Raw genomic sequence first — 21,348 nt, 5'->3', positions numbered from 1 at the left:
CACGGAAGAAGTGATCATGGCACTCTCGGTGAACCTGGACGCCCTGCTCGACAAGGCCTACGAGGACAAGCCCCTGAAGGAGATCCTCGACGCCCCCGTAGACGCCCTGGCAGGCGTCAGCGCGGGCGACGCGGAACACCTCAAGGCCGCGTTCAACATCAAGACGGTCCGCGACCTGGCCACGAACAAGCACTACCGCGCGGCCGTGATGCTCCTGGACATGGAGAAGCACGCGGGCTGAGCTCTGTTTTTTGCCGACATGCCGTCACCCGGTTGGATGACGGCATGTCGACGCTCACCACCGACCTCCTGCTGCACCGCGCGGGTGCCAAGTCGTACTGGCGCGGCCTGACCTACCGCGACGCCGTGCGTGACCTGCACGTACACAGCCGGCACGTGGCCGCTTGCGTGCGGGACTACACCGTGTCTCTTTCGTGGAGCTCGACGCAGTTGGTTGGGGAGTGCTCGTGCCCGCATGGGGTTGAGGGGTTCTTCTGCAAGCACTGCGTGGCTGTTGGGCTCGTGTTGCTTGACCGGGGTGGGTCGGTTCCGCCTCCCGATGCCGAGGACGTCGAGTTGCGGTCGGTTTTGGGGTCGCTGTCGGCTGAGGCGCTGGTCGAGTTGTTGTATGAGCACGCTGGGCGGGATCGGGTGCTGCGGGCTCGGATTGTGGAGGCCGGGGGCTCCCGTTTGGGGAGCGTGGATGGGCAACTCGGCGGGGTTGAGGGGGCAACACGCGAGGGTTGAGGGGCGCGCCGGGCTGGGGTGTGGAATCGCGTGAGTTGAGGACTCGCCGGGGTGAGTTGAGGACTCGCGCGGGAACGTGGGGTGCGGTGAGGGAGGGTACGGCTCGCGGGGGAACGTACGACTCGCGCGGACGGGGCGGGAACGTACGACTCGCGCGGACGGGGCGGGAGCGTAAGACGCGGGGGGCGAGAACGTAAGACTCGCGCCGGAGCGGGGATGTGGTGCGAAGCCCGGATTGTCGGGGGCTGGCGCTACGGTCGGCTGGGGGTGTGTCGGCGCGCGAGGGTTGTGAGCTGCCCCCGTATCCAGGCTAGCGAGGGGGACCGACAGCTCCGGGATCGGCGACCGCGCCGAAGGTGGGCACGTACGGAACCGGCAGCCAAACAAGCAACCACGCACGCAACCGGCAGCCAAAGACCGCGCACGAAACCGGCAGCCGGGCAAGCGAAAACTACGACTCCCCCACCACGGCTACCGCGAGCGCCGCGTCAGGGCCATCCGACAGCAGGACCTGGAAGCCCGCCTCGTCCAACACCGGCACCTTCAGCTGAACAGCCTTGTCGTACTTGGACCCAGGAGCGTCCCCGACCACGACGAAGGCGGTCTTCTTGGAGACCGACCCGGCCGCCTTCCCCCCGCGAGCCAGGATCGCCTCCTTCGCCGAATCGCGCGAGAACTCCTGCAACGAGCCGGTGACCACAATCGACAGGCCCTCGAGGTTCCGGGTGATGGACGAGTCACGCTCGTCCTCCATCCGCACCCCAGCAGCACGCCACTTGGCGACGATCTCCTGACGCCACGGGGTTTCGCGCCACTCCATCACTGCGGCAGCGATCGTCGGACCAACCCCTTCGGCCGCGGCCAGAGACTCCTCCGAAGCCGACAGGATCGCGTCCATCGAACCGAACTCGAGGGCCAGGGCACGGGCCGCGGTCGGGCCGACATGACGGATGGAGAGGGCGACCAGAACCCTCCACAGAGGACGTGACTTGACGGTCTCCAGGTTCTCCAGGAACTTGACCGCGTTGGCCGACAGCTCCCCCGCCTTGGTGCGGAACAGCTCGATCTGCTTCAACGAATCCGCATCGAGAGAGAACAGGTCACCCTCGTCGGAGTACACGGGGGACTCGACGATCGCGGCCGCGGCCTCGTAGCCGAGCACCTCGATGTCCAGCGCCGACCGGCTGCCCAGGTACGCGAGCCGCTCCTTCAGCTGTCCCGGACACCCGGCCGCGTTCGGGCAACGGATGTCGACGTCGCCCTCCTTCATCGGGCGCAGCTGGTGACCACAGGACGGGCACACCAGCGGCATCACGAACTCACGAGCATCAGCGGGACGCAGCTCCATCACCGGGCCGAGCACCTCGGGGATCACGTCACCCGCCTTGCGGATCACGATGCGGTCGCCGATCAGCACGCCCTTGCGCTTGACCTCCGATGCGTTGTGCAAAGTCGCCCGCGCGACCGTGGAGCCCGCGACCTTCACGGGTTCCATGACGGCGAACGGAGTGACGCGGCCCGTGCGGCCCACCTGGACCTGGATGTCCAGCAACGTCGTGGTCGCCTCTTCCGGCGGGTACTTGTAGGCGATGGCCCAGCGCGGGGCGCGCGACGTCGTGCCCAGGCGGCGTTGCAGCGACACCTCGTCGACCTTGATCACTACGCCGTCGATCTCGTGCACCGCGTCGTGGCGGTGGCCGCCCCAGTACTCGACATGCTTGCTGACCTCTTCGTACGACGTCAGCACCTTCGTGTGCGACGACACCGGCAGGCCCCAGGCCCGAAGGGCCTCGTAGGCGGAAGACTGCCGGTCCAGCTCGAAGCCCTCGCGCTTGCCGATGCCGTGGCAGATCATGCGCAGCTTGCGTGACGCGGTGACCTTGGGGTCCTTCTGGCGCAACGATCCCGCCGCCGTGTTGCGCGGGTTCGCGAACGGCGGCTTGCCCGCCTCCACCAGGGACGCGTTCAGGGCGAGGAAGTCCTCTACCGCGAAGAACACCTCACCGCGCACCTCGACCACCGCGGGGATCGGGAACTCCGGAGACGCGGTCAGCACCTCAGGCACGTCCCGCAGCGTGCGGACGTTCAGCGTCACGTCCTCACCGGTGCGGCCGTCGCCCCTGGTCAGCGCACGGGTGAGCCGCCCGTTCTCGTACAGCAGGTTGATCGCCAGGCCGTCGATCTTCAGCTCGCACAGGTAGTGCGTGCCCGCGCCGACCTCCTTCTCCACCCGTTCGAACCACGTCCGCAGCTCGTCCAGCGAGAACACGTTGTCCAGGCTGAGCATCCGCTCCAGGTGGTCGACCGCGCGGAACTCGGTCGAGAACGTGCCGCCCACCTTCTGCGTCGGCGAGTCGGGCGTCGCGAGCCCCGGATGCTCGTCCTCCAACGCCTGCAGCTCGCGCAGCAGCACATCGAACTCGCCGTCCGTGACGGTCGGCGAGTCGAGGACGTAGTAGCGGAACTGGTGCCCCCGGACCTCCTCGGCCAGCGCGGCATGCCGGTCACGCACTGCGGCGGGGACGTCTTCGACGCTTTCGGTGCTCACGGGGGTCAGTTTAGTGAGGGGGTCTGACAGTTTTCGGCTAAGAGCCCAGCTCACGGACGAGTGAGCGCAACTCGAGCAGGCTGATCGTTTCAGCCGGTTCCAAATCAGCCGTCTCCACGCGCCGCAGCCGCTCACCGGCCAGCCGCTCACCGAGCGTCACGTCCAGCGGCAGGAACGTCATCGTGCGCCGCGCGGCCTCGTCGAGTGAGGCCAGCGCCGGGTGGTACACGGCCACGTCCACGACGTCACCGTCCACCTGCGCCACGATCCGGAAGTCCGCCAGCGCGATCTTGCGCTCACCAAGGTTGATCGTCACGAGCATCGGGTCCGGCACCGGCGGGACCGAGTCGTGGAACTCCCACACCATGTCCGAAGGCGGCGCGAGCGAGATCCACGCGTCGGTGTACGGCCGCAGCCGCGGGTCCTCCTGACCGGTCACGACCAGCGCGTACATCGAGATGTGGCCCTGCTCCAGCGAGCACGTCAGGTCCGGGTGCAGCTCCGCGACCAACGCGCGGATGTCCTCCTCGACGCGGTGCGTCTCGCCCTCGCCCAGCGACGCGCTGAGCACCGGCAGCAGGTCCTGCCACCGCTCCCAGAACCGCTCCGCGGCCTCCGCGGGGTTGGGCAGGTGAACAGCGGGCACTTCCGGAGAACGCCGACGACGGAACCAACTCATGGGTAGAGCTTCTCACCCTTCTCCAGCATGAGAACGAACTTCGCGATCCTCCGCGCCCGCGTTTCCGGCTTCTTCGCGTCCTGTGTGCGGAACAGGATCGCGTACCGGTTGCGACTGTCCAACGTGGCGAAGAACGACGCGGCGGCCGGGTTCGCGTCCAGTGCCGCCTGCAGATCGGGGTGAACCTCGATCGTCGCGGGCCCCGAGTAGGCGGCGTCCCACCTGCCGTCGGCCTTGGCGCGCTCGACCTGCTCCAGGCCGGCGGGCCGCATCCGGCCCGCGGCGATCAGCTCCTCGGCGCGCCCACAGTTGATCTTCGACCACTTGCTGCGCGCGGTCCGCGGCGTGTAGCGCTGCAGGAAGTAGCGCTCGTCGAACGACCGCACCTGCCCGTCGATCCACCCGTAGCAGAGCGCGATCTCGATCACCTCGTCGTAGGTGACCGACGGGATGCCGGAACCCTTGCGCGCGAACTTGATCCAGAGCTCCCGTGCCGAAGCGTGGTGCTCCGCGAGCCACGCCTCCCACTCGGCGGCGCTCTCGAACGGCATCACGGCTTCCCCAGGCACAACACCACCTTAGGCTCCGCGTACCGCAACGCGGGCGCGCAGTTCTCCTGGAAGGGCAGTACGCGCACGTCCGCGAGCGCGCAGTCGACCTTCGCCACCACCGACCTCTGCACGTTGCGCACGTCGAGCTTGAAGCAGTCACCCTCACGCGCGTTGGGCAACAGGCACAGCGACGCGTCGTGCCTCGTGTCCCGCAACAACTTGTACCGGCCCGACGGGCACTCACCGGCCGAAGTGGACAGCACCGCCCCGATCCGCAACGACGCGCGCTCACCCGCGCAGTCGATCACCGACACCCCGAGGTCGTCCTCCCCCGGCCCGGAGAACCGCACGCAGTCGCCCGCGCGCCCCTTCGAGTAGTCGGTGAGGATCAACGAGTCCGCCGCCCGCGGCACGGGATCCTCCGCAGGCCTGCTGACCAGGCTGTACACCCCGACGACGACCACCCCGACGACGGCGGCGGCCGCCGTATTTCTGATGCCCTCCCGCACGGTCCGGAGGTTAAATGCGCGGATGCTGATCCGCCGGGAACGCCCGTCCGACATCGACGCCATCACGGCCGTGACCTCGGCTGCTTTCAAAGCGGGTCCCGAAGTTCAACTGATCGAGTGGCTACGCGCCGACGAGGGCTGGATCCCGGAGCTCTCGCTCGTCGCCGACGGAGTGATCGGCCACGTCGTCTGCACGCGCGGGTACGTCGGCGACGTTCCGGCGCTCGGGCTGGGACCGCTGAGCGTGCACCCGGACCACCAGCGGCAGGGCGTGGGCAAGGCGTTGATGCACAGCGTGATCGGCGCCGCGGAGGCGATGAACGAGAAGGTCATCGTGCTGCTCGGCAGCCCGGACTACTACTCCCGCTACGGCTTCAGGCTCGCCCGCGAGTTCGGCATCACGCCGCCGGTCGCGGAGTGGGACCCGCACTTCCAGGTACGACCGCTGGGCACCTCCGACGAGGTGCCCAGCGGCGCGTTCCGTTACGCGGAGCCGTTCAACCGGCTCTAGTTCTGAGCCGTCAACGAGAAGCCCAGCACCGCGGTCGCCGTGAAGTCGATCGCGGGCTCGGAGCTCGGCCACGACCGGAGGTCGTCGGCGAACACCGAGGTCTTCGAGTCGAACTCCTTGGTGTACGGCTTGGTGCACGGCACCGAACCCGCGGGCATCTCGCCGAGGTCCTCGAAGTACTCGGCGTTGTTCGGTCCGTTGATCACGGCACCCACCAGCACCTTCTGCCCGCCGTTGGGCGAGCCGGCCAGGTTCGCGGCCTGGTGGTGCGGGCACTCCGGGAACTTCGAGCCGACGCCCACGATCAGCGTCGTGCCCCACGCGTTGGAGCCCAGCGTGAAGCCACGCTGCTGCGTGCCGAACGCGTCGAACTTCTTGTCACCGGTGAGCTTCTGGTACAGCTCGGCGGTCGCGACGAAGCCGAACGAACGCGACGCGGCGTCGAAGTCGTCGACCTTCGCCGCGGTGCGGAACGGCGACGCGGCCGACGCGTCCAGTCCCTGCTGCAGCTGCCGGCGCAGGTCACCGACGAGCTGCGCCTCGGTCACCTCGGCGCCGGGAACGCCCGCGCGCACCAGCCGGGCCAGGTCGTAGTGCCCCAGCGCGCTGGTGTTGTAGACGTTCAGCGTGTCCTTGTCCCCGCTGGCCAGGTACACCGACGCCCAGTGCGTGGCCTCGCGAGCCCACTTGGTGGCGCGCGAGTCCTTCAGCGCCTTCGCGGCCAGCGCGAGCTGGGTGGCACCGAACTCCATGTCGTCGGCCCACGAGTCCTCGGGGTAGTAGGCGTGCGGGAACGCCGTCACGAGCTCGCCCACATCCGTGGTCTTCGCCAGGGCGAACAGCTTCGCCGCCTTCTCCAGGTACTGGCAGGCCAGACCCGGATTGCGCGATGCCTCCAGCTGCGCGGCCAGCGCGAACGACGCGGTGACGCGGCCGACCAGGTTCGGGCTGATCTTCTCGCCCGCCTTGTTCGCCGCGAAGACCGGCCGGTACTTGATGAAGTACTCGCTGTCGCCCGGCTTCACGTTCAGCTTGTCGTCGGCCTCGGGCAGGCGCCACACGTCGTGGTCGCCGACGAACCCGAACTCCTCACTGCCGGTGCCGATGCCGACCTGGGCGTAGAGCACGCCGGCGCGCTCGTCCCACACCTTGTCGAGCCACTTGAGCCCGAACTTCGCCTCGGCGTCCACCGCGGCGTTCGCGCGGCCGCGCTCGGCGAGGAAGAGCGACGCGACGGAGTACGAGCTGGCGTGCGTGAACTTCACGAAGTCGCCCGCGTCGAACCAGCCGCCCTCGACGTCGATCTTCGTGCCGGTCGCCTTGAGCGGCGCCGCGATCTCGTCGCCGCCCTCGCCCTTGAAGATCGGCGTCTCGTAGACGGACGCCTGGGCATCGGTGAGGTGCGACTTCTGCCGGTTCAGGCGGCCGGGGATGACGTCGCGGCCGTCGCGCTGCGCCTGGAAGAACTCGACGGTGTTGTGCGCGACCGGCGAGAGCAGCCGGTTCTGAGTGTCGATCTTGAACGCGGGCGACGTCGTGGCGCCGACCTTCACGCGGTACGTGCCGGGCACGCTGACCTTGCTGAAGTCGATCGGGTACACGGCGGAGAACTTCTCGCTCCACCCGCCGAGGCTCGCGCCGACCTTGCCCGACAACACCGTCCGACCCGCGGAGTCGACCACCGAGAACTTGGCTCCGGCCTGGCCTCCGAGCAGGTACGCCTGCTTCGACTCGCCGATGCCGTAGCCGACCTGATCCAGCCGGATGTGTCCGGCCGGAGCCGCACCCGCGGGCGCGGACGTGACGACCATGGCGGCGAGCACGACGGCGAAGGCCGTTCGTCTGAAGCGCATGGAATCTCCCCGTTTCCGGCCCCGGCGGCAGGCCTACGGTTAAGAAACTTACCTAATAGTGGCAGGGAGATTAGCCGCCGGAATCGGACATCACCAGCCCTCGGGAGGTTCCGAAAAGGCGGAGGCCAGGTCACGGGAAAGCGACAAAGCACGCATAACCCAGGACTGCTTCGCGCCCGCCAGGCCACACGTCGGCGTCGGGATCGCCTGCTCGGCCAGCGTTGACCTGGGGAAACCCAGCCGGTCGACCAGCTCGAACGCGGGCGCCGCGACCTCCTTGAGCGTCACCGGCCGTCCGGGATCGGTGCTCGGCACCAGCCCGAGCAGCAGCCGCGTACCGGCCTCGAAAGTTTCACCGAGCTCGTCGAGACTGTCCGTGCCCTTGATCAACGTCGCGTCGAACGCGATCGCGGAGGCACCCGCCTCGCGCAGCAACGTCAGCGGCGGCTTGGGCGCGCAGCAGTGCACGATGACGTCCTCGAACCCGTCGATCACGCCCGCGAGCAACGCCCTCGCCTCGGGTTCGGGCACCGGCGGCACGGTGCCGAGCTTCGACGGCGTCGGCAGCAGGCCGTTCAGCACCGCGGGCAGGCCCGGTTCGTCCAGCTGCACCACGACCTTCGCGCCGGTCCGCTTGGCGACCTCCCGCACGTGCTGCCGCAGCCCCTCGGTGAGCGACTCGGCGAACTCCTTGAGCGCGCCACGGTCGGTGAGCACGCGGTGGCCGCGCATCAGCTCGATGCCCGCGGTGAGCGTCCACGGCCCGGCGGCCTGCACCTTCACCACCGAGGGCTGCGCACCCGCGCGTTCCAGCGCCTCCTCGAACGCGTCGAGGTCGCGGCGCAGCAGGTCGACGGCCCGCCGGTGGTCCTTGCCGGGCTTCGCGGTGACGCGGTAGCCGGACGTGACGACCTCGACCGCGAGGTCGACGAGCAACCCCGCCGTGCGCCCGATCAGGTCCGCGCCGACGCCCCTCGCCGGCAGCTCCGCCAGGTGCGGCAGATCTGGCAGCTCCCCGACGACGATCCGCGCCGCCTCGTCGGGGTCCGTTCCGGGCAGTGAACCGATGCCAGTTGCTCCATGCACCCGGAAAGTCTCGCACTGTCCGGAAGACAGAAAAGGTCTAGACCCATTGACGATGTGGTCTAGGCCACTTACCGTGACTGAGCAGGTGCTGAGTGTTGGCACCCCCTGCACGTGGTGTGGGAACGCGACGCGCCCCGCGTTCTCACACCACGAACTCCCCTGCACTTCGGAGGGCTCATGTCCCGATCCGCACTCCTCGCCGCGAGTGCTGCCGCCGCCGCCCTGGTCACCGCACTCGTGGTGATCGCTCCCGCGGGTGCGGCCGCCGGCCCGACGGCGACGTTCAGCCAGGACGCCACGTGGAGTGGCGCCTACCAGGGCAAGTACACGATCACCGCGGGCACGTCCGCGCTGTCGGGCTGGAAGCTCGAGTTCGACCTGCCCGCGGGCAGCACGCCCGGCTCGTACTGGGACGCCCTGCTGTCCAGCAGCGGCAACCACCACACGTTCACCAACCGCGAGTACAACGGCAACGTCGCGGCCGGCGCGTCGGCGAGCTTCGGTTTCATCGTCAACGGGTCGGGCCTGCCGTCGAACTGCAAGCTGAACGGCGTCGCGTGCACTGACACGACGCCGCCCAGCACCACGACGTCAACCACGACAACGACTTCCGTGCCGCCACCGTCCGGTGGGAGCGCTCGCGTGGCGCCGTACATCGACATCACGATGCCCACGCCGTCGCTGGCGTCGACCGCCGACGCGACCGGGCAGAAGGTGTTCACGCTGGCGTTCGCGCTCGGCAGCAGCCTGGGCTGCGACCCGAAGTGGGGCGGCACGGTCGACCTCAAGGACTCGCGGATCATCAACGACGTCAACGCGTTGCGCGCCAAGGGCGGCAGCGTGATCGTCGCGACCGGCGGCGCGATGGGGCCGTACCTGGAGAACGTCTGCGGCACGTCCGACGCGCTCTACAACGCCTACGCCGCGGTGCTGGACGCGGTCGGCAGCAACAGCCTGGACGTGGACGTAGAGGCGTCGATCCCCACGGCGACCGTCAACACGGCGTTGAAGAAGCTGCAGGACACCCGCGGCACCACGGTCAGCTACACGATGCGGATCCAGGGCCAGGACTACGGCATGGACCCGTTCTCGGTGCAGATCATCCAGGACGCCGCCGCGCGCGGGGTCAACGTGATCGTGAACCCGATGCTGATGAACTTCGGTTACACCGGCAACTGGGGTGACGCGATGGTCGCGGCCGCGAACGCCACGGTCGGGCAGATGAAGCAGATCTGGCCGTCCCAGTCGGACGCGCAACTCAAGGCCCGCCTCGGTCTCACCCCGATGATCGGCAAGAACGACACGGGGATGACCACCACGCAGGCCGACGCGCGCAAGGTGCTCGCCTACGCGCAGACCAACCACGTCAACCGGATCGGCTTCTGGTCGGTCGGGCGGGACAACGGCGGTTGCCCGAACGGGTCGGTTTCCCCGTCGTGCAGCGGGATCTCGCAGTCGACATGGGAGTTCACCAACATTTTCAAGGCCTACACGGGCTGATCGCCCCTGCCGATGAAGGCCCAGCCGCGGATCTTCCGTCCCACGGCTGGGCCTTCGTCTAGTCGCAGAGCGGCGGTTCCTGAGCCGCCGGCCGCAGCACGAGCTCGTGCACGAGTGCGTCGTAGCGCTTCTCGTCGAACGTGAAGCGCGCCGTGTCCTGGTCGACCACGGTGATCGTGCCGTGGGTGTATCCGGTGTACGCGGTCACGCCCTGCTCGTCCGGCCGGACCTTCGGCTCCGGCTGCGGTGTCTCGGCGCGCCAGACCCGGCCGTCGAACCGGACGTACTCGAGCCCGCAGTGGGTGAGCACGTCGATTTGCTGTGGGGCTGCGGCGGGCGCCTCTGGTTGCGGTTGGGCACGTTCAGGAGCACCACACGCCGTCATCAGGACACCGCACGCCAGCGCGGCCACGATCTTGGTCGTCATGCTTCCCCCTCGGTTCCGGCCACAGGACGGGGCCGCAGCGCGAGCGGGTTGCACGTCGTTCCACTTCCACGACACACGACAACGGCCGGCGCCTGGCTGGCACCGGCCGGTCCTTCGTTCAACCGTCTAGCAAGCCCCGCAGCAGCCGCAGCTAGGACCGGTGCAGGAACTACAGCACGAGCAACCACCCATGACGACGACCTCCACGTGGGTTGAGCAAGCAATCACCTCGGACGGTAAGTCGGCTACCACGCTGGGTGACACCACCTTCAGGGTGATTACAGTTACCGGAATGGATGGACCTGCTGAGATGCTGGCCGCGGACGTGGCGTCCAACGCCCTCGGCATCACGCCGGTGGAGCTGCGCGACGGCTACGCGAAGCTCACCATGCCCGTCACCGACCTGATGATCAACGGCCACGGCATCGCGCACGGCGGGTACGTCTTCCTGTTGGCGGACACGGCGTTCGCCTGCGCGTGCAACAAGCCGGGGGCGGTCACCGTCGCGGCGACCGCCGAGATCGACTTCATCCTGCCCGTGCACACCGGGGACCTGCTGGAGGCCGAGGCCGTCGAGCGGACCCTGTTCGGCCGCAGCGGGATCTACGACATCACGGTGCGGCGGGGTGCGGAGATCGTGGCCGAGTTCCGCGGGCGGAGCCGGACGCTGAAGAGTTGAATCGGCGCAGGCCGATGATCTGCAGCGTGATGAAGCCGGCGACCGCGAGCGCCTGAGCGATCGTCAGCGCGACGCCCCACCCGTTCAGCGGGAACCACTCCAGGGCGACGACGCTGTCGGCCACCCACAACGCGTTGCCGACAATGACCAGCAGGACGAGCCTGCGGTCCGGCGAAGGACGCGTGCCGAGCCAGAACGCGAACGTGCCGTAGCAGACGAGGAATGCGCCGATCCCGATCAGGAAAGCCTGCGGATAACCGACCGCGGGACGGATCAGCAGGGCGAGCAGGCCCAGTGCGCCGGAAGCGATGCCATCGAGTTTCAGTGCGAATTTCAACATGGCTCGACGATGGGCCGCCGATCACTGCCAGCACCACGTCAAACGCTGCCAACACCTGCCATCAGATCGGCCGCGACCAGGCGTGCGGCGGCGTTCTGCCAGTTGTGCAGCGTCCGCTCGGGCACCTGCGTGACGAACCACGACAACGCCTGCTTCGCGACCGGATCGAGGTCCGCGCGTTTCGTCCGTACCGAATACGGGCGGATTCCGGCGACGTAGTAGAAGTAGAGCGCGTTGTAGTGCCGCCATTCATCGCTCGTGCCGAAGTCACCGGTGCGCGGTTTGAGCCGGAGAATGCTTTTCAGCAGCAGTCTTTTCAACTCGGCCGCGCGTTCCAGCGGCGGCAACGCCTGGTCGATCGACGGCAGCGCGGTCAGCGGTGACGCGACGAGCTTGCCGAGGTCGCCGTAGTGGGTCAGCGCGCGCCGGGTGAGGCGGGCGAACTCGTCCGCGCCGATGCCGTCGAGCGTGCTCGGGGCGCGGCGGGGCAACGCGTCCGCGGCCTCGCGCAGCTCGGCGCGTTCGGCGGCGACACGCGGCACCGCGAGCCGGTCGACCGCGCTCGCGATCGGCGACGCGAGCACCTGCACGGCGATCGCCGCCGCCACGGTTCCGTACAAGAGCGGTTCCATGCCCGGCCGGAGGAACAGCGCGACCTGACCGCCGAACAGCGCCGCCGTGAGCACCGAGACGACGAGCGAACGAACCATGTCCGCGCGGATCGCCTCGCCCGCCTCGACGGCGTCGGTCACCGCGACGACTACACCGAGCACGATCAGGTCAACCCCGATCAGGGGGAGCGACCACACGGGTGGCAACAGTTGGAGCAGGAATGCACCCGCACCGAGACCGAACATCACCGTGACGAGTGACAGGAACACCTTGGAACGCAGCGCGAGCGCGAACGCGATCGCCAGCGGGACGAGCACGATCCACGGCACCCAGAGCGCCAGCGCGAACACGGGCACCACGGCGTAAATCCACCACCTGGCGCCCAGCAGGCACAGGATCACGCCGGTCCACGCGAGCGCGGGCACGCAGACCAGTGCGGGCACGGGCCACACGACGGCCGCGGCGAACGCGACGAGCCCGCCACCCGCCCACCACAGCAACGGTTTCGTCCAGTCGCGTACGACCAGATAGAGGCCGAGCCACCAAGCGAGACCGAACACCAGCAGGTATAGGACGATCACAGGGTGGACCGTAGTCGCGTTTGCGACACTGTTGCCCATGCCGGTAGAGCAGACGCTCGACAGGGCCGCGGAAGAGCTGCGGCGGGGTGACCTCGCGAGCGTTCTGCGCGCCCGGCAGCGCCTGGCCGGCCTGGTCGGGACGTATCCGCACCGGCTGGATCTGCGCCGCCGGCTCGCCGAGGTGTACCGGGTGCTCGGCCAACCGGCGCAGGCCGGCCGATGGGACTACCTGTCCGACGAACGCGATCCCGAGGAGGCCATCGCGTTCGAGCGCGCCTACCGCAAGCCCGCGGTGCGGCTGAACTCGCTGGGCTGGTTCGGCACGCTCGAGGACGCGCCGACGGACACTGCGCGCTCGCGGCTCGCCGCGTTACATCTGGAGGCGCAGATCCAGCTGCAGCACGAGCTCGACGCCACCCCGCGCGAGGAGACGTCGTGGCTGACGTGCGTGCTGGTGATGTTGGGCGGCACGCTCGTCGTGGTGTGTTTCCTGCTCGGTCTGGTGACGCTGGCGCAGTTCGTGTGGAAGCTGGTGGCATGAGCATCCGCCCCTACATCCGCCGCACGCCGGTCATGCATGCCGTCGTCGACGGCCGCCCGCTCGTGTTCAAGCTGGAGCACCTCCAGCTCACCGGCTCGTTCAAGATCCGCGGCGCCCTGAACAAGCTGCTGTCGCTCGACAACCCGGCCGAGGTCGTCACGGCGTCCGGCGGCAACCACGGCCTGGGCGTCGCCCGCGCCGCGCAACTGCTCGGCGTGCACGCGACCGTGTTCGTGCCGGTCACCGCGCCCGAGTCGAAGACGCGCCGCATCGAGGCGGCCGGCGCGAAGCTGATCCGGCACGGCGCCACCTACGCGGAGGCCGCAGCCGCCGCGCGCGAGTTCGGGCCGGTGTTCCTGGAGGCCTACAACGACCCGGACGTGATCGCCGGCCAGCGCACGGTCACCGAAGAGATCGTCGCCGACGTGCCCGCCGTGGACGCGATCGCGGTCGCCGTCGGTGGTGGCGGCCTGGTCGCCGGTGCCGCCCTGGCGTCCGGCGGACGGCTCATCGTGGCCGTGGAACCTTCGGGTTGCTGCGCGATGCACAACGCCTTGGCCGCAGGTAAACCGGTCGCGTCACCGGTGGACTCGGTCGCCGCGTCGGCACTGGGTGCGACCCAGGCGGGCGAGGTTCCGCTGCGGATCCTGCAGTCGCACAACGTGCGGTCGGTGCTCGTGACCGATGACGAGCTGCTGGCCGCGCGCGACCGGCTGTGGGAGGAGTTCCGGCTGGCCGTCGAGCCCGCGTCGGCCGTGGCGTTCGCCGCGTTCCTGAAGGGGGACGTGCCGGGCGACCTGCCGTGCGTGATCCTCTGCGGCGCCAACAGCGAATGGGTGCCTGCCTAGGCCGTACGTCAGATTGCGTACGCGGGTGCCCGTCTGACGCTGACGCTTTTTTGGGTGTTCGGCTCAACGCTGTGGTGCATGAGGAAAGTCGCGTACTGGATCAGCGTGGTGCTCTTCGTGAGCGGGTTGTTCCACCTCGTCGTGTTCTTCGTGGACGGTGGGCCGTGGGAGGGCCCGGTGTCGTGGCGAAAGGCCGTGACGTTCGGCGTGTCGTTCGGCATCACGCTGGCGACCGTCGCGTGGGTCAGCGGGCTGCTGCGCGTCAAGTCGTGGGTGCTGGGGATCTTCACGTTCGCCTCGGTGATGGAGGTGCTCCTGATCACCCTGCAGGCGTGGCGGAAGGTGCCGTCGCATTTCAACGACGAGACGCCGTTCGACGCGCTCGTGGCGCGCAGCCTCGCCGTCGGCGGCGGGCTGATCATCTTCACGGTGGTGTGGATCGTGGTGGCGGCGTTGCGGGCGCGGCACCTGACGCCGTCCATGACGCTCGCCGTGCGGGTGGGGTCGCTGACGTTCCTGGCCGCCATGGTGTTCGGCGCGGTGATGATCGCCCGTGGTGTGGTGCTGACGCTGACCGAGGGGCATGACATCGCCTACGCGACGGCCGGGACGTGGAAGCTCGCGCACGGCGTCGCGATGCACGGCGTGCTGCTGTTGCCGTTGCTGGCGTGGGTGCTGACGTTCACGCCGTTGACGGAGGCGCGACGTACGCGCGTCGTGGCGGCTGTGTCCGGTGTGTACGTGGTGGCGGTCGTCGTTTCCGCGGTGATCAGTGGGTTGAGCTAAAGATTCCGCGGCAGCCGCCGATACCTCCTAGAGCGTCGGGGAGACGATCAACCTCAGGAGGACCGATTGCCGGCGCACCGGCTTTGTCGTGACGTCTCAGCCGATCCGCACGCCCCGCTGGTAGCCGCGGTGGTGGGCCAGGGTGGCACCGGCAAGTCCGCGATGCTGGACGCCTTGGCCACGCTCTACCGTTCAGCGGGCGTCCAGGTGGCACGTGAGTACACAGAGGACACCTCGGCCGTGCTCCTGGTGGACGATGCCCACGAGCTGGACGACCCGACGCTGGACAACCTGCGCAGGCTGGCCGTGACGCGGGAACACCGGCTGGTGGTCGCCTACCGCCCATGGCCCCGCCCGTCCGCGCTGAGCGCGTTGGGAGCGGTGCTCGGCCGGTGCCGCCCACCGGTAGTGCTGGGCCGGCTCGATCGTCTCGGTGTGGCGGCTCGCGCGGAAGCGGTGCTCGGCACGCCGTCCGAGTCGCTCGTGGCCTTCCTGTTCGAGCAGACGGACGGCATGCCGACGCTGGTGGACCGGTTCATCGCCGCACTGCACGACAGCGGACAGGTGCGCGACGGCGACCTGACGGGTCCCGCGGTGATCCCGCCCAGCCTGGTGGAGCAGTTCCGGCACACGCTGGACTGCCTGGAACCGGCGGTGCGGGAGGTGCTGGTGGCCAAGGCGGTCGGCGTCGACGCACCCGCGTGCGAGGGCGCGCTCGCGACCGGTCTGCTCACCGACACCGGCGCGCTGATCCCGTTGGCACGCTCGGCGGTGCTCCAGCTCACGCCGGCCACGCAGACCCGCCCGATGCTGGCCCGCCGCGCCGAGACGGCCGCGCTCGACGGGGATCTCGACGCCGCCCTGCGGTTCGCGGACCAGGTGATCCGCACGCCGGACGCGCCGGACCGCCCGCGCGCGGTCATGGTGGCGGCCGCCGTGCTGGCGCGGCGCGGCATGCTGGGCCGTGGCGCCGACCTCTACCGGTGGCTCGGTGTGCCCGCGTTGGGAGAGCACGCTTTCGTGGCCGTGCCGGCGTTGCTCGGGACGGGCGCTCTCGGGGAAGCACAGGACGTATTTCTGGCCGGCCGCTGTGGCCCGACGTTGCTGGGCGGCGCCGCACAGTTGGTGGCGGAAGGGCTTCTCGACACGGTGACAGGTGCGCCGGCCGCGGCCCTGTCCCGGCTCACGCGCGCGGCCGCGTTGCTCGGACCGGCCGGTGACACCGCGTTGCTCACCGACGACCCGGCTTCGCTGGCTGCGATCGCCGCGCTCCACTGTGGAGAGCTGGCCGTGGCGGAGTCCGTGCTGGGCAACGATCTTTTTCGACACCGGCTGCTGCGGGCGTGGATCGTCATGCTCAAGGGCGATCTCGCTCGGTCGCGGGCGATGCTCCTGTCCGGTCCACTCGAACCCCGCGACGAACTGATCGCCGGGGCCCTCGGTGTCGCCATCGCGCGGCGGGCGGGTGACGCGGCGGCGCTGGCCACCGCTTGGGGCCGGGCCCGTGAGGCCGTGCTGCACCACAGCGTGGATCTGTACATGTTGTTCGCGTTGGGAGAGCTGGCGATTGGTGCGGCTCGCGTTGGAGAGCGGGCTTGGACCGCGGCGCACGTGGTTGATGCCGAACGGCTGCTTGACGACCTAGGTCGGCCGGCGTTCTGGGCTGGGCCGCTGCACTGGTCGCTGCTGCAGGCCGCCATCGTTGCCGAGTCCCCGGCGGATGCGAACCGGTACGCCGCGTTGCTGACGGACCCCGTGCTCGCTGACGCGGCCCGCGTGTGGCTGCGCGTGCTGGCCTGTGACATCGACCCGGTCGCCGTCTCACAGGCTGCACGTGGTCTGTGGTCGTCGGGGCGTGGGTGGGACGGGGCGCGGCTGGCTGGGCAGGCTGCGATCCGGTGTCGGGATCGGGCGACCATGAGTTCGCTGCTCGGGTGTGCGCGGAGTTTGACGCCCGATCCGCCTGCGGAGGCTTCGCCTGGGGAACTGCTTGGGACTCCGCTCAGTGGGCGGGAGCGGGAGGTGGCCGAGCTGGTTGTGACCGGGTTGACCTACAAGCAGATCGGGGAGCGGCTGTTCATTTCGGCGAAGACCGTTGAGCATCATGTGGCGAAGATGCGCCGGCGGCTCGGATGTGCGACGCGGTCGGAACTCTTCACGCACCTGCGGACGCTGCTGATGTCGTGAACGGCCCGTTCGCCGCGGCCGGGGCCGGAATTGTCAGACCCTTGTGGCAGAGTAAAAACCGGGGGTCCCCCGAGCCGGGGGACCTCTGAGTTCAGTCCTCCAGGTCCGCCAGCACACCCTCGCAGGACCGGATGATCACCCGCGAAGCGTCCGCCATCGCCAGGCTGGACAAGGGGTTCTCCAGCCGGCGCCGCCACCGGCTCACCGCATCCAGCGCAGCGTTGCGCTGCTCCCCCGTACTCGCGTGCACGCCGAGGCCGAGCCGCGTCGACGGACCCGCGCCCAGTCCGCCGAGCAGCCGCTCGGCCTCGGCCAGCGACTCGGCCGGCAGCTTCAACGTGCCCAGCCGCAACGAGCTGAGCAGCCGGAGCTCGGCGAACTCGTGCGCCCCGGCGATGATCCGCTCCACCTCGACGACCAGCGACTGGGTCTCCGGACGCGGCACACGCGAGAGCACCACGTCCAAAGCCAGCAACGCGGATCGCGCCTTCAGCAGCTCGGTGCGCTCGGTGAACTGGGCGTTGAGCACCTCGGTCAACGTGCCGAGCCCGCTGCGCCGCACGAGCTCCTCGGACAACCGCTGCGGGTCGTCGAACCCCTGCCGCACCAGGGTCACGGCCAGCCGGACGCCGCACATTCCGAACCGGTTGAGCAGGTCCTCGCTCTCCCACGGCTGCAGGCCGTCGTACCGCTTGAACCGGTCCGCGGACAACAAGGCAGCCTCGACATCGGCACGACGAGACGCCACGAGTTCCACGAAAGTGTTGAACTCGGCCTGGCGCATGGTCCTGGCCGCCTGGGCCAATAGGCCCGCGACGGGCACGACGGTCTGGCACAGGGCGCGCAGCTTCTCGTCCGCGCAGTACCGGCGGGCGATGCGGCGGGCGGACATCAGGGCGTCCATGCGGCCCGCGCCGATCTCGTCGGCCCGCGACAGCACCGCGATGGTGTTCACCGGCGTCGCCCGCGCGATGCCCTGGTCGTAGAACGACTCCAGGAACCGCACGTTCGCCGAGTGCAGGTGCCGCATCAGGTAGATGACCGCGTCGGCCTCGGCCGGTTCCTCGTCGCCGGAGAGGAAGTCGGCCGTGCGCGCCGAGATCTCCGTGGACAAAGATTCCAGGCCCGGCGTGTCGATGAGGGTCATGGTGCGCAGGTGTTGCGACGGCCAGTCGACGACCACGCGGTCTACGCGGTCCGCCCACGTGCCGCTCAGGTCGATGCGCAGCGCGCCTTCGCGGCGCTGGATCGGCAGGTCCCGCGAGGGCGCGTCCACCAGGTGCGCGGTGATCTTCGGGCTCTTCGCGTCGCGGTACCACGTGACGGCACGCGTGCACTCGCCTGCGTCCGTCGCGGCGATCTCCTCGCCCACCAACGCGTTGAGCAACGTCGACTTGCCCGCCTTCACCCGGCCGGCGATGGCGACTCGCAGCGGTTCGTCCATCCGCTCCAGGTGTCGTTCCAGGTACGCGACGGTGTCTGGGCTGTCGCGGTATTCCCTGATCGCGCGGCGCATCACGGCGCGGACGGCGGCGCCCAGTCCGGTCTTGGTGTTCATCGCGCCACCAGCTCCCGGGAGGACGTCAGTTCGCGCGCCATCTCCTCCAGCGCGGCGATCCGTTCCAGCTCCGCCTTCAAGTCAAGAATGGCGCGCCGGCTCTCCTCCTCGTTGGTGCGCAAGGCGTTCTGCGCCGCCTGCAGCGAGTCGTTGACCGAGCGCTGCAGCTCCTCGGCCTGGGTGGTGAAGTGGTCGCGCAACCTGCGTTGCACCTCGCGGAGCATGTCCCTGGATTCCTTGCCCAACTGGAAGATCACGTCGTCTAGATGGCGGCGGACGGCGCTCTTGGCCTCCATCTGCTTGCGCTGCATGAGGCGTTTGCGTTCGTCGCGGACGGTTCGGCCACCTAGCAGCAGACCGGCGGCGATGGACAACGGGTTCAGCAGCGCCATCCCGACCAGGGTGCCCGCCATGCCGAACATCAGCGTGCCGCCGTACCCGCCGCGCATGCCGAGGAGCAACTTGTTGCCCAGCTTGAGTTTCTCGTCGCGCGGCAGCTCGATCGCGTCGATGGAGCCGGTCATGGTCATGAAGTCGATGTCGGACAGGTCCGGCAGCACCTTCCCGCCGTCCTCGGCGAAGTGCTCGGCGACCTGGCCGGCCAGCCACTGGGCGCGGTCCATCGCCCACACGAAGTTCGCCGACGCCGCGCCGGAGACCTGTTGCTGCAGCCACGCGGCGAACCGGTCCTCGACCGCCGCCGGGTCCGCCTCGTCGATCTCACGTTCGGCGTCGCGGCCGATCTGGCGCATCCGGTCCCGCAGGTCGTACTCGACGTCGGAGATCAGGTCGGCGATGCCGTCGCTGAGCGTCTGCTGCCAGCGTGACGACCGCTGCCGCAGCCGGTCCGCCCGCAGCTGCGCGCATTCGAGCTCGCGGATCAGCCCGTCCGACGCGCCGCCGCCCTGGTACGCGGACAGCTGCGCGCGCATCGTCGCCGTCAGCTGCTCGGTGATCGTCAGCACGTCGTGTGCGGCCGAGCGGCACGCGAGCTGCCCCGCCTCGCCGCCGATGCGGTCGCGCAGATGTCCGATCAGGACCGGGAAACCGGACTCCGTGTTGAGCATGTGGTCGTTGGTGCGCACGGCGTGCATGCGCAGCGTCGACGAGACGGGCACGACGTCGGCGTCCAGCCCGGCGTCCGCGAGGTGCGCGCGGTCGAGGTCGGCGATCCGCCGCCAGTGCGGGTGCAGGTCGGTCTTCGTCAACGCGCACACGATGTTCGGGCACACCTGCGCCGCGTGCGTCAGGAACTCGATCTCCGCCGCGGTGTACTCCGAGCCGGCGTCGGACACGAACACGACGGCGTCCGCCAGCGGCAGCGCGGCGAGCGTAGCGGCGCCGTGCAACGACGCGAGGCCGGCGACTCCCGGCGTGTCCACCAGGATCAGCCCGCCGGCGAGCAGGGTGCGCGGCACGCCCACCTCTGCGTGGCTGGCGCCCTGCCGGTTCGCGGGATCGCAGACGTAGTCGGCGATCCGGTCGACCGGGACCGCCTTGCCCTCGGCCGGCGCTTCACCGGTGGTGGTGCGGACCAGCATCGCGGACGGTTCCTCGGCGAACCGCACCACGGTCGGCACGCACGTGGCGATGTCGTCGTCGACCGGGCACACCGAGGCGTTGATCAGCGCGTTGACCAGGTGGCTCTTGCCCTGCTTGAACTCGCCGACGACGAGCACCCGGACGCCGTCCTCGGTCAGCCTGCACCTGGTCTGGCGCAGCCGGTCGCCGAAGTCGGCGCGCCCGTAGGCAACGGCCGCCTGGAACGCGACGTCGACGACCTCGATCGCAGCGGATACCGACAATGCGACTCCCTTTGGGTTCGGTCGCCCGGCCCGGCGCGCGACAGCGCCGGACCGGGTAGGGGACCGGGTGATGCGGGCTGACTACAGGTGCAGGCCGTTGAGCACGTCGACGTCGTTGTCGCTCAGCACGTCGAGGTCGTTCAGGGCGTCGTCCACGTTGACCAGGCCGTGCTGGTGGGTGTGGTCGATCGTCACCTCGTGCACGTTCTCGTGGACCACGTCGTGCTCGATGTTGTGGACCGGCGCCTGGTGAGTGACATCGTGGGAATCGGTCGTACTGACCTCGTCGACCGTGTTGTGCGAATCGGTTTCGGAATTGCTTCCGGTGTTGACCGACACGTCACCGCGACCGAACGAGTGAACGTCCACCTGCGTCGAGTCGTCGCCGACGACGTTCTCGTCGCCGTTGACCACCGTGCTGTCGGATACCACGATCGTGTCACTGTCCATGTCGTTGTCGAACGACTGGTTGACGTCGCCCTGCGTCCAGATGGTCTGGTTCACCGAATAGTCCGCGTAAGTGTCGTGACTGTCGGTATAGGAATAGTTGTTGACGATGTGGTCGATCTGCCGGATCGCGACCTCGAGGTGGTCCTCGCCCGGCTGCGCCGCCGGGAGTCCACCGCCCGGCCCACTGACCTGCACGTTGTCCACCACCAGCGGCAACGCGTCGTGCACGTCCTGGGCACAGACCTCGTCGAACCCGTGATCCCGCAGAGCCTGCTGGGGGTTTGCTTTGAACTGCTCCTGCATCACGGGATCGCGCAGCAGGTTGAGAATGAATTCCAGCAGGCTGGTCATGGCGCTTGTCTTCTCCTCTAGGTCGCTCAGCGTCGTTAATGCACGCCGGACACCAAGTCCGGCGGTAGGAACGCTAGGACCGCGGCGAAGCCTAGCCATCGGTGATCGCTCCGAATTCCACGGGTTGTCGCTCAGGGCTGAGCAACATACCTCACCACTCGATTGAGTGACGGGGATCGCGGGTGCGCAATAGGGGCAC

The 21,348-nt window shown here is 69.0% G+C and carries 21 protein-coding genes; 9 read left to right on the top strand and 12 right to left on the bottom strand.

Annotated elements, in window-relative coordinates; translation table 11 throughout:
* The first annotated feature begins 16 nt into the window (after nucleotides 1–16).
* Together QSK35_RS37815 and QSK35_RS37810 are read left to right on the top strand one after the other, a co-directional pair.
* Entirely contained in the window at nucleotides 17–241 is a 225-nt protein-coding gene (locus QSK35_RS37815; protein WP_285752590.1) for a hypothetical protein, read from the top strand.
* Between the two features lie 44 nt (nucleotides 242–285).
* Nucleotides 286–747 carry an SWIM zinc finger family protein gene (locus tag QSK35_RS37810; protein WP_285752589.1) on the top strand — a complete coding sequence of 154 codons (462 nt, stop codon included), beginning with the start codon at nucleotides 286–288 and terminating at the stop codon, nucleotides 745–747.
* Between the two features lie 451 nt (nucleotides 748–1,198).
* Here QSK35_RS37810 and ligA read toward each other — a convergent pair whose 3' ends face one another.
* From ligA to QSK35_RS37790, 4 genes are read right to left on the bottom strand one after another with little or no spacing between them, the layout of a single operon-like run.
* The gene (gene ligA, locus QSK35_RS37805) at nucleotides 1,199–3,295 is read right to left on the bottom strand and encodes an NAD-dependent DNA ligase LigA (RefSeq protein WP_285752587.1); all 2,097 of its coding nucleotides are present in this window, start codon (nucleotides 3,293–3,295) and stop codon (nucleotides 1,199–1,201) included.
* 37 nt (nucleotides 3,296–3,332) lie between these two features.
* Nucleotides 3,333–3,974, bottom strand: coding sequence for a hypothetical protein (locus QSK35_RS37800; RefSeq protein ID WP_285752586.1), 642 nt, complete (start codon nucleotides 3,972–3,974; stop codon nucleotides 3,333–3,335).
* Nucleotides 3,971–4,543: a YdeI/OmpD-associated family protein gene (locus tag QSK35_RS37795; protein ID WP_285752584.1), complete on the bottom strand. Its 573-nt coding sequence runs from the start codon at nucleotides 4,541–4,543 to the stop codon at nucleotides 3,971–3,973. Before QSK35_RS37795 ends, QSK35_RS37800 begins: the two co-directional genes overlap by 4 nt.
* Complete coding sequence (locus tag QSK35_RS37790; RefSeq protein WP_285752583.1) at nucleotides 4,525–5,034, bottom strand: LppU/SCO3897 family protein; 510 nt, start codon at nucleotides 5,032–5,034, stop codon at nucleotides 4,525–4,527. The genes QSK35_RS37795 and QSK35_RS37790 overlap by 19 nt, the downstream gene beginning before the upstream one ends.
* Before the next feature lie 22 nt (nucleotides 5,035–5,056).
* Here QSK35_RS37790 and QSK35_RS37785 point away from each other — a divergent pair, with 22 nt between their 5' ends.
* The gene (locus QSK35_RS37785; protein WP_285752582.1) at nucleotides 5,057–5,545 is read left to right on the top strand and encodes a GNAT family N-acetyltransferase; all 489 of its coding nucleotides are present in this window, start codon (nucleotides 5,057–5,059) and stop codon (nucleotides 5,543–5,545) included.
* On the opposite strand, the gene QSK35_RS37780 is transcribed toward QSK35_RS37785, so the two are convergent.
* On the bottom strand, nucleotides 5,542–7,398 hold the full coding sequence (locus QSK35_RS37780) for a glycoside hydrolase family 9 protein (RefSeq protein ID WP_285752581.1): 1,857 nt from the start codon (nucleotides 7,396–7,398) through the stop codon (nucleotides 5,542–5,544). The genes QSK35_RS37785 and QSK35_RS37780 overlap by 4 nt on opposite strands.
* A 90-nt stretch (nucleotides 7,399–7,488) precedes the next feature.
* Nucleotides 7,489–8,484 (bottom strand): methionine synthase, encoded by a 996-nt coding sequence (locus tag QSK35_RS37775; RefSeq protein WP_285752580.1) that lies wholly within the window; start codon nucleotides 8,482–8,484, stop codon nucleotides 7,489–7,491.
* Between the two features lie 177 nt (nucleotides 8,485–8,661).
* On the opposite strand from QSK35_RS37775, the gene QSK35_RS37770 reads away from it, so the two are divergent.
* Nucleotides 8,662–9,984: a glycoside hydrolase family 18 protein gene (locus QSK35_RS37770; RefSeq protein ID WP_285752579.1), complete on the top strand. Its 1,323-nt coding sequence runs from the start codon at nucleotides 8,662–8,664 to the stop codon at nucleotides 9,982–9,984.
* Nucleotides 9,985–10,042: 58 nt separating this feature from the next.
* Here QSK35_RS37770 and QSK35_RS37765 read toward each other — a convergent pair whose 3' ends face one another.
* Nucleotides 10,043–10,411, bottom strand: coding sequence for a hypothetical protein (locus QSK35_RS37765; protein ID WP_285752577.1), 369 nt, complete (start codon nucleotides 10,409–10,411; stop codon nucleotides 10,043–10,045).
* A 292-nt stretch (nucleotides 10,412–10,703) separates the two neighbouring features.
* On the opposite strand from QSK35_RS37765, the gene paaI reads away from it, so the two are divergent.
* Nucleotides 10,704–11,090, top strand: coding sequence for a hydroxyphenylacetyl-CoA thioesterase PaaI (paaI, locus tag QSK35_RS37760; RefSeq protein ID WP_285752575.1), 387 nt, complete (start codon nucleotides 10,704–10,706; stop codon nucleotides 11,088–11,090).
* Here the strand turns inward: paaI and QSK35_RS37755 are convergent.
* Entirely contained in the window at nucleotides 11,023–11,430 is a 408-nt protein-coding gene (locus QSK35_RS37755) for a hypothetical protein (RefSeq protein WP_285752574.1), read from the bottom strand. The two genes, paaI and QSK35_RS37755, sit on opposite strands and share 68 nt — an antisense overlap.
* A 38-nt stretch (nucleotides 11,431–11,468) precedes the next feature.
* Nucleotides 11,469–12,623 carry a hypothetical protein gene (locus QSK35_RS37750; RefSeq protein WP_285752573.1) on the bottom strand — a complete coding sequence of 385 codons (1,155 nt, stop codon included), beginning with the start codon at nucleotides 12,621–12,623 and terminating at the stop codon, nucleotides 11,469–11,471.
* Between the two features lie 37 nt (nucleotides 12,624–12,660).
* Between QSK35_RS37750 and QSK35_RS37745 the strand changes: the two genes are divergently transcribed.
* The 4 genes from QSK35_RS37745 to QSK35_RS37730 all read left to right on the top strand — a co-directional run bounded on the left by QSK35_RS37745 (nucleotide 12,661) and on the right by QSK35_RS37730 (nucleotide 16,985).
* Complete coding sequence (locus QSK35_RS37745) at nucleotides 12,661–13,164, top strand: DUF6584 family protein (RefSeq protein ID WP_285752572.1); 504 nt, start codon at nucleotides 12,661–12,663, stop codon at nucleotides 13,162–13,164.
* Nucleotides 13,161–14,012 (top strand): serine/threonine dehydratase, encoded by an 852-nt coding sequence (locus QSK35_RS37740; RefSeq protein ID WP_285752571.1) that lies wholly within the window; start codon nucleotides 13,161–13,163, stop codon nucleotides 14,010–14,012. Before QSK35_RS37745 ends, QSK35_RS37740 begins: the two co-directional genes overlap by 4 nt.
* A gap of 78 nt (nucleotides 14,013–14,090) precedes the next feature.
* Entirely contained in the window at nucleotides 14,091–14,798 is a 708-nt protein-coding gene (locus QSK35_RS37735) for a hypothetical protein (RefSeq protein WP_285752569.1), read from the top strand.
* 66 nt (nucleotides 14,799–14,864) lie between these two features.
* Nucleotides 14,865–16,985, top strand: coding sequence for a helix-turn-helix transcriptional regulator (locus QSK35_RS37730; RefSeq protein ID WP_285752567.1), 2,121 nt, complete (start codon nucleotides 14,865–14,867; stop codon nucleotides 16,983–16,985).
* A 91-nt stretch (nucleotides 16,986–17,076) separates the two neighbouring features.
* On the opposite strand, the gene QSK35_RS37725 is transcribed toward QSK35_RS37730, so the two are convergent.
* From QSK35_RS37725 to QSK35_RS37715, 3 genes are all read right to left on the bottom strand, one after another.
* Nucleotides 17,077–18,543 (bottom strand): dynamin family protein, encoded by a 1,467-nt coding sequence (locus tag QSK35_RS37725; protein ID WP_285752564.1) that lies wholly within the window; start codon nucleotides 18,541–18,543, stop codon nucleotides 17,077–17,079.
* Nucleotides 18,540–20,348: a dynamin family protein gene (locus QSK35_RS37720; RefSeq protein ID WP_285752562.1), complete on the bottom strand. Its 1,809-nt coding sequence runs from the start codon at nucleotides 20,346–20,348 to the stop codon at nucleotides 18,540–18,542. Before QSK35_RS37720 ends, QSK35_RS37725 begins: the two co-directional genes overlap by 4 nt.
* Before the next feature lie 81 nt (nucleotides 20,349–20,429).
* Nucleotides 20,430–21,149, bottom strand: coding sequence for an IniB N-terminal domain-containing protein (locus tag QSK35_RS37715; protein ID WP_285752561.1), 720 nt, complete (start codon nucleotides 21,147–21,149; stop codon nucleotides 20,430–20,432).
* Nucleotides 21,150–21,348 lie beyond the last annotated feature (199 nt).

This window comes from Lentzea sp. NBRC 105346 (assembly GCF_030269605.1).
GTDB lineage: Bacteria > Actinomycetota > Actinomycetes > Mycobacteriales > Pseudonocardiaceae > Lentzea.
Note: the sequence above shows the minus strand (reverse complement) of the source record. Positions and strands in the feature narration are given on the sequence as shown.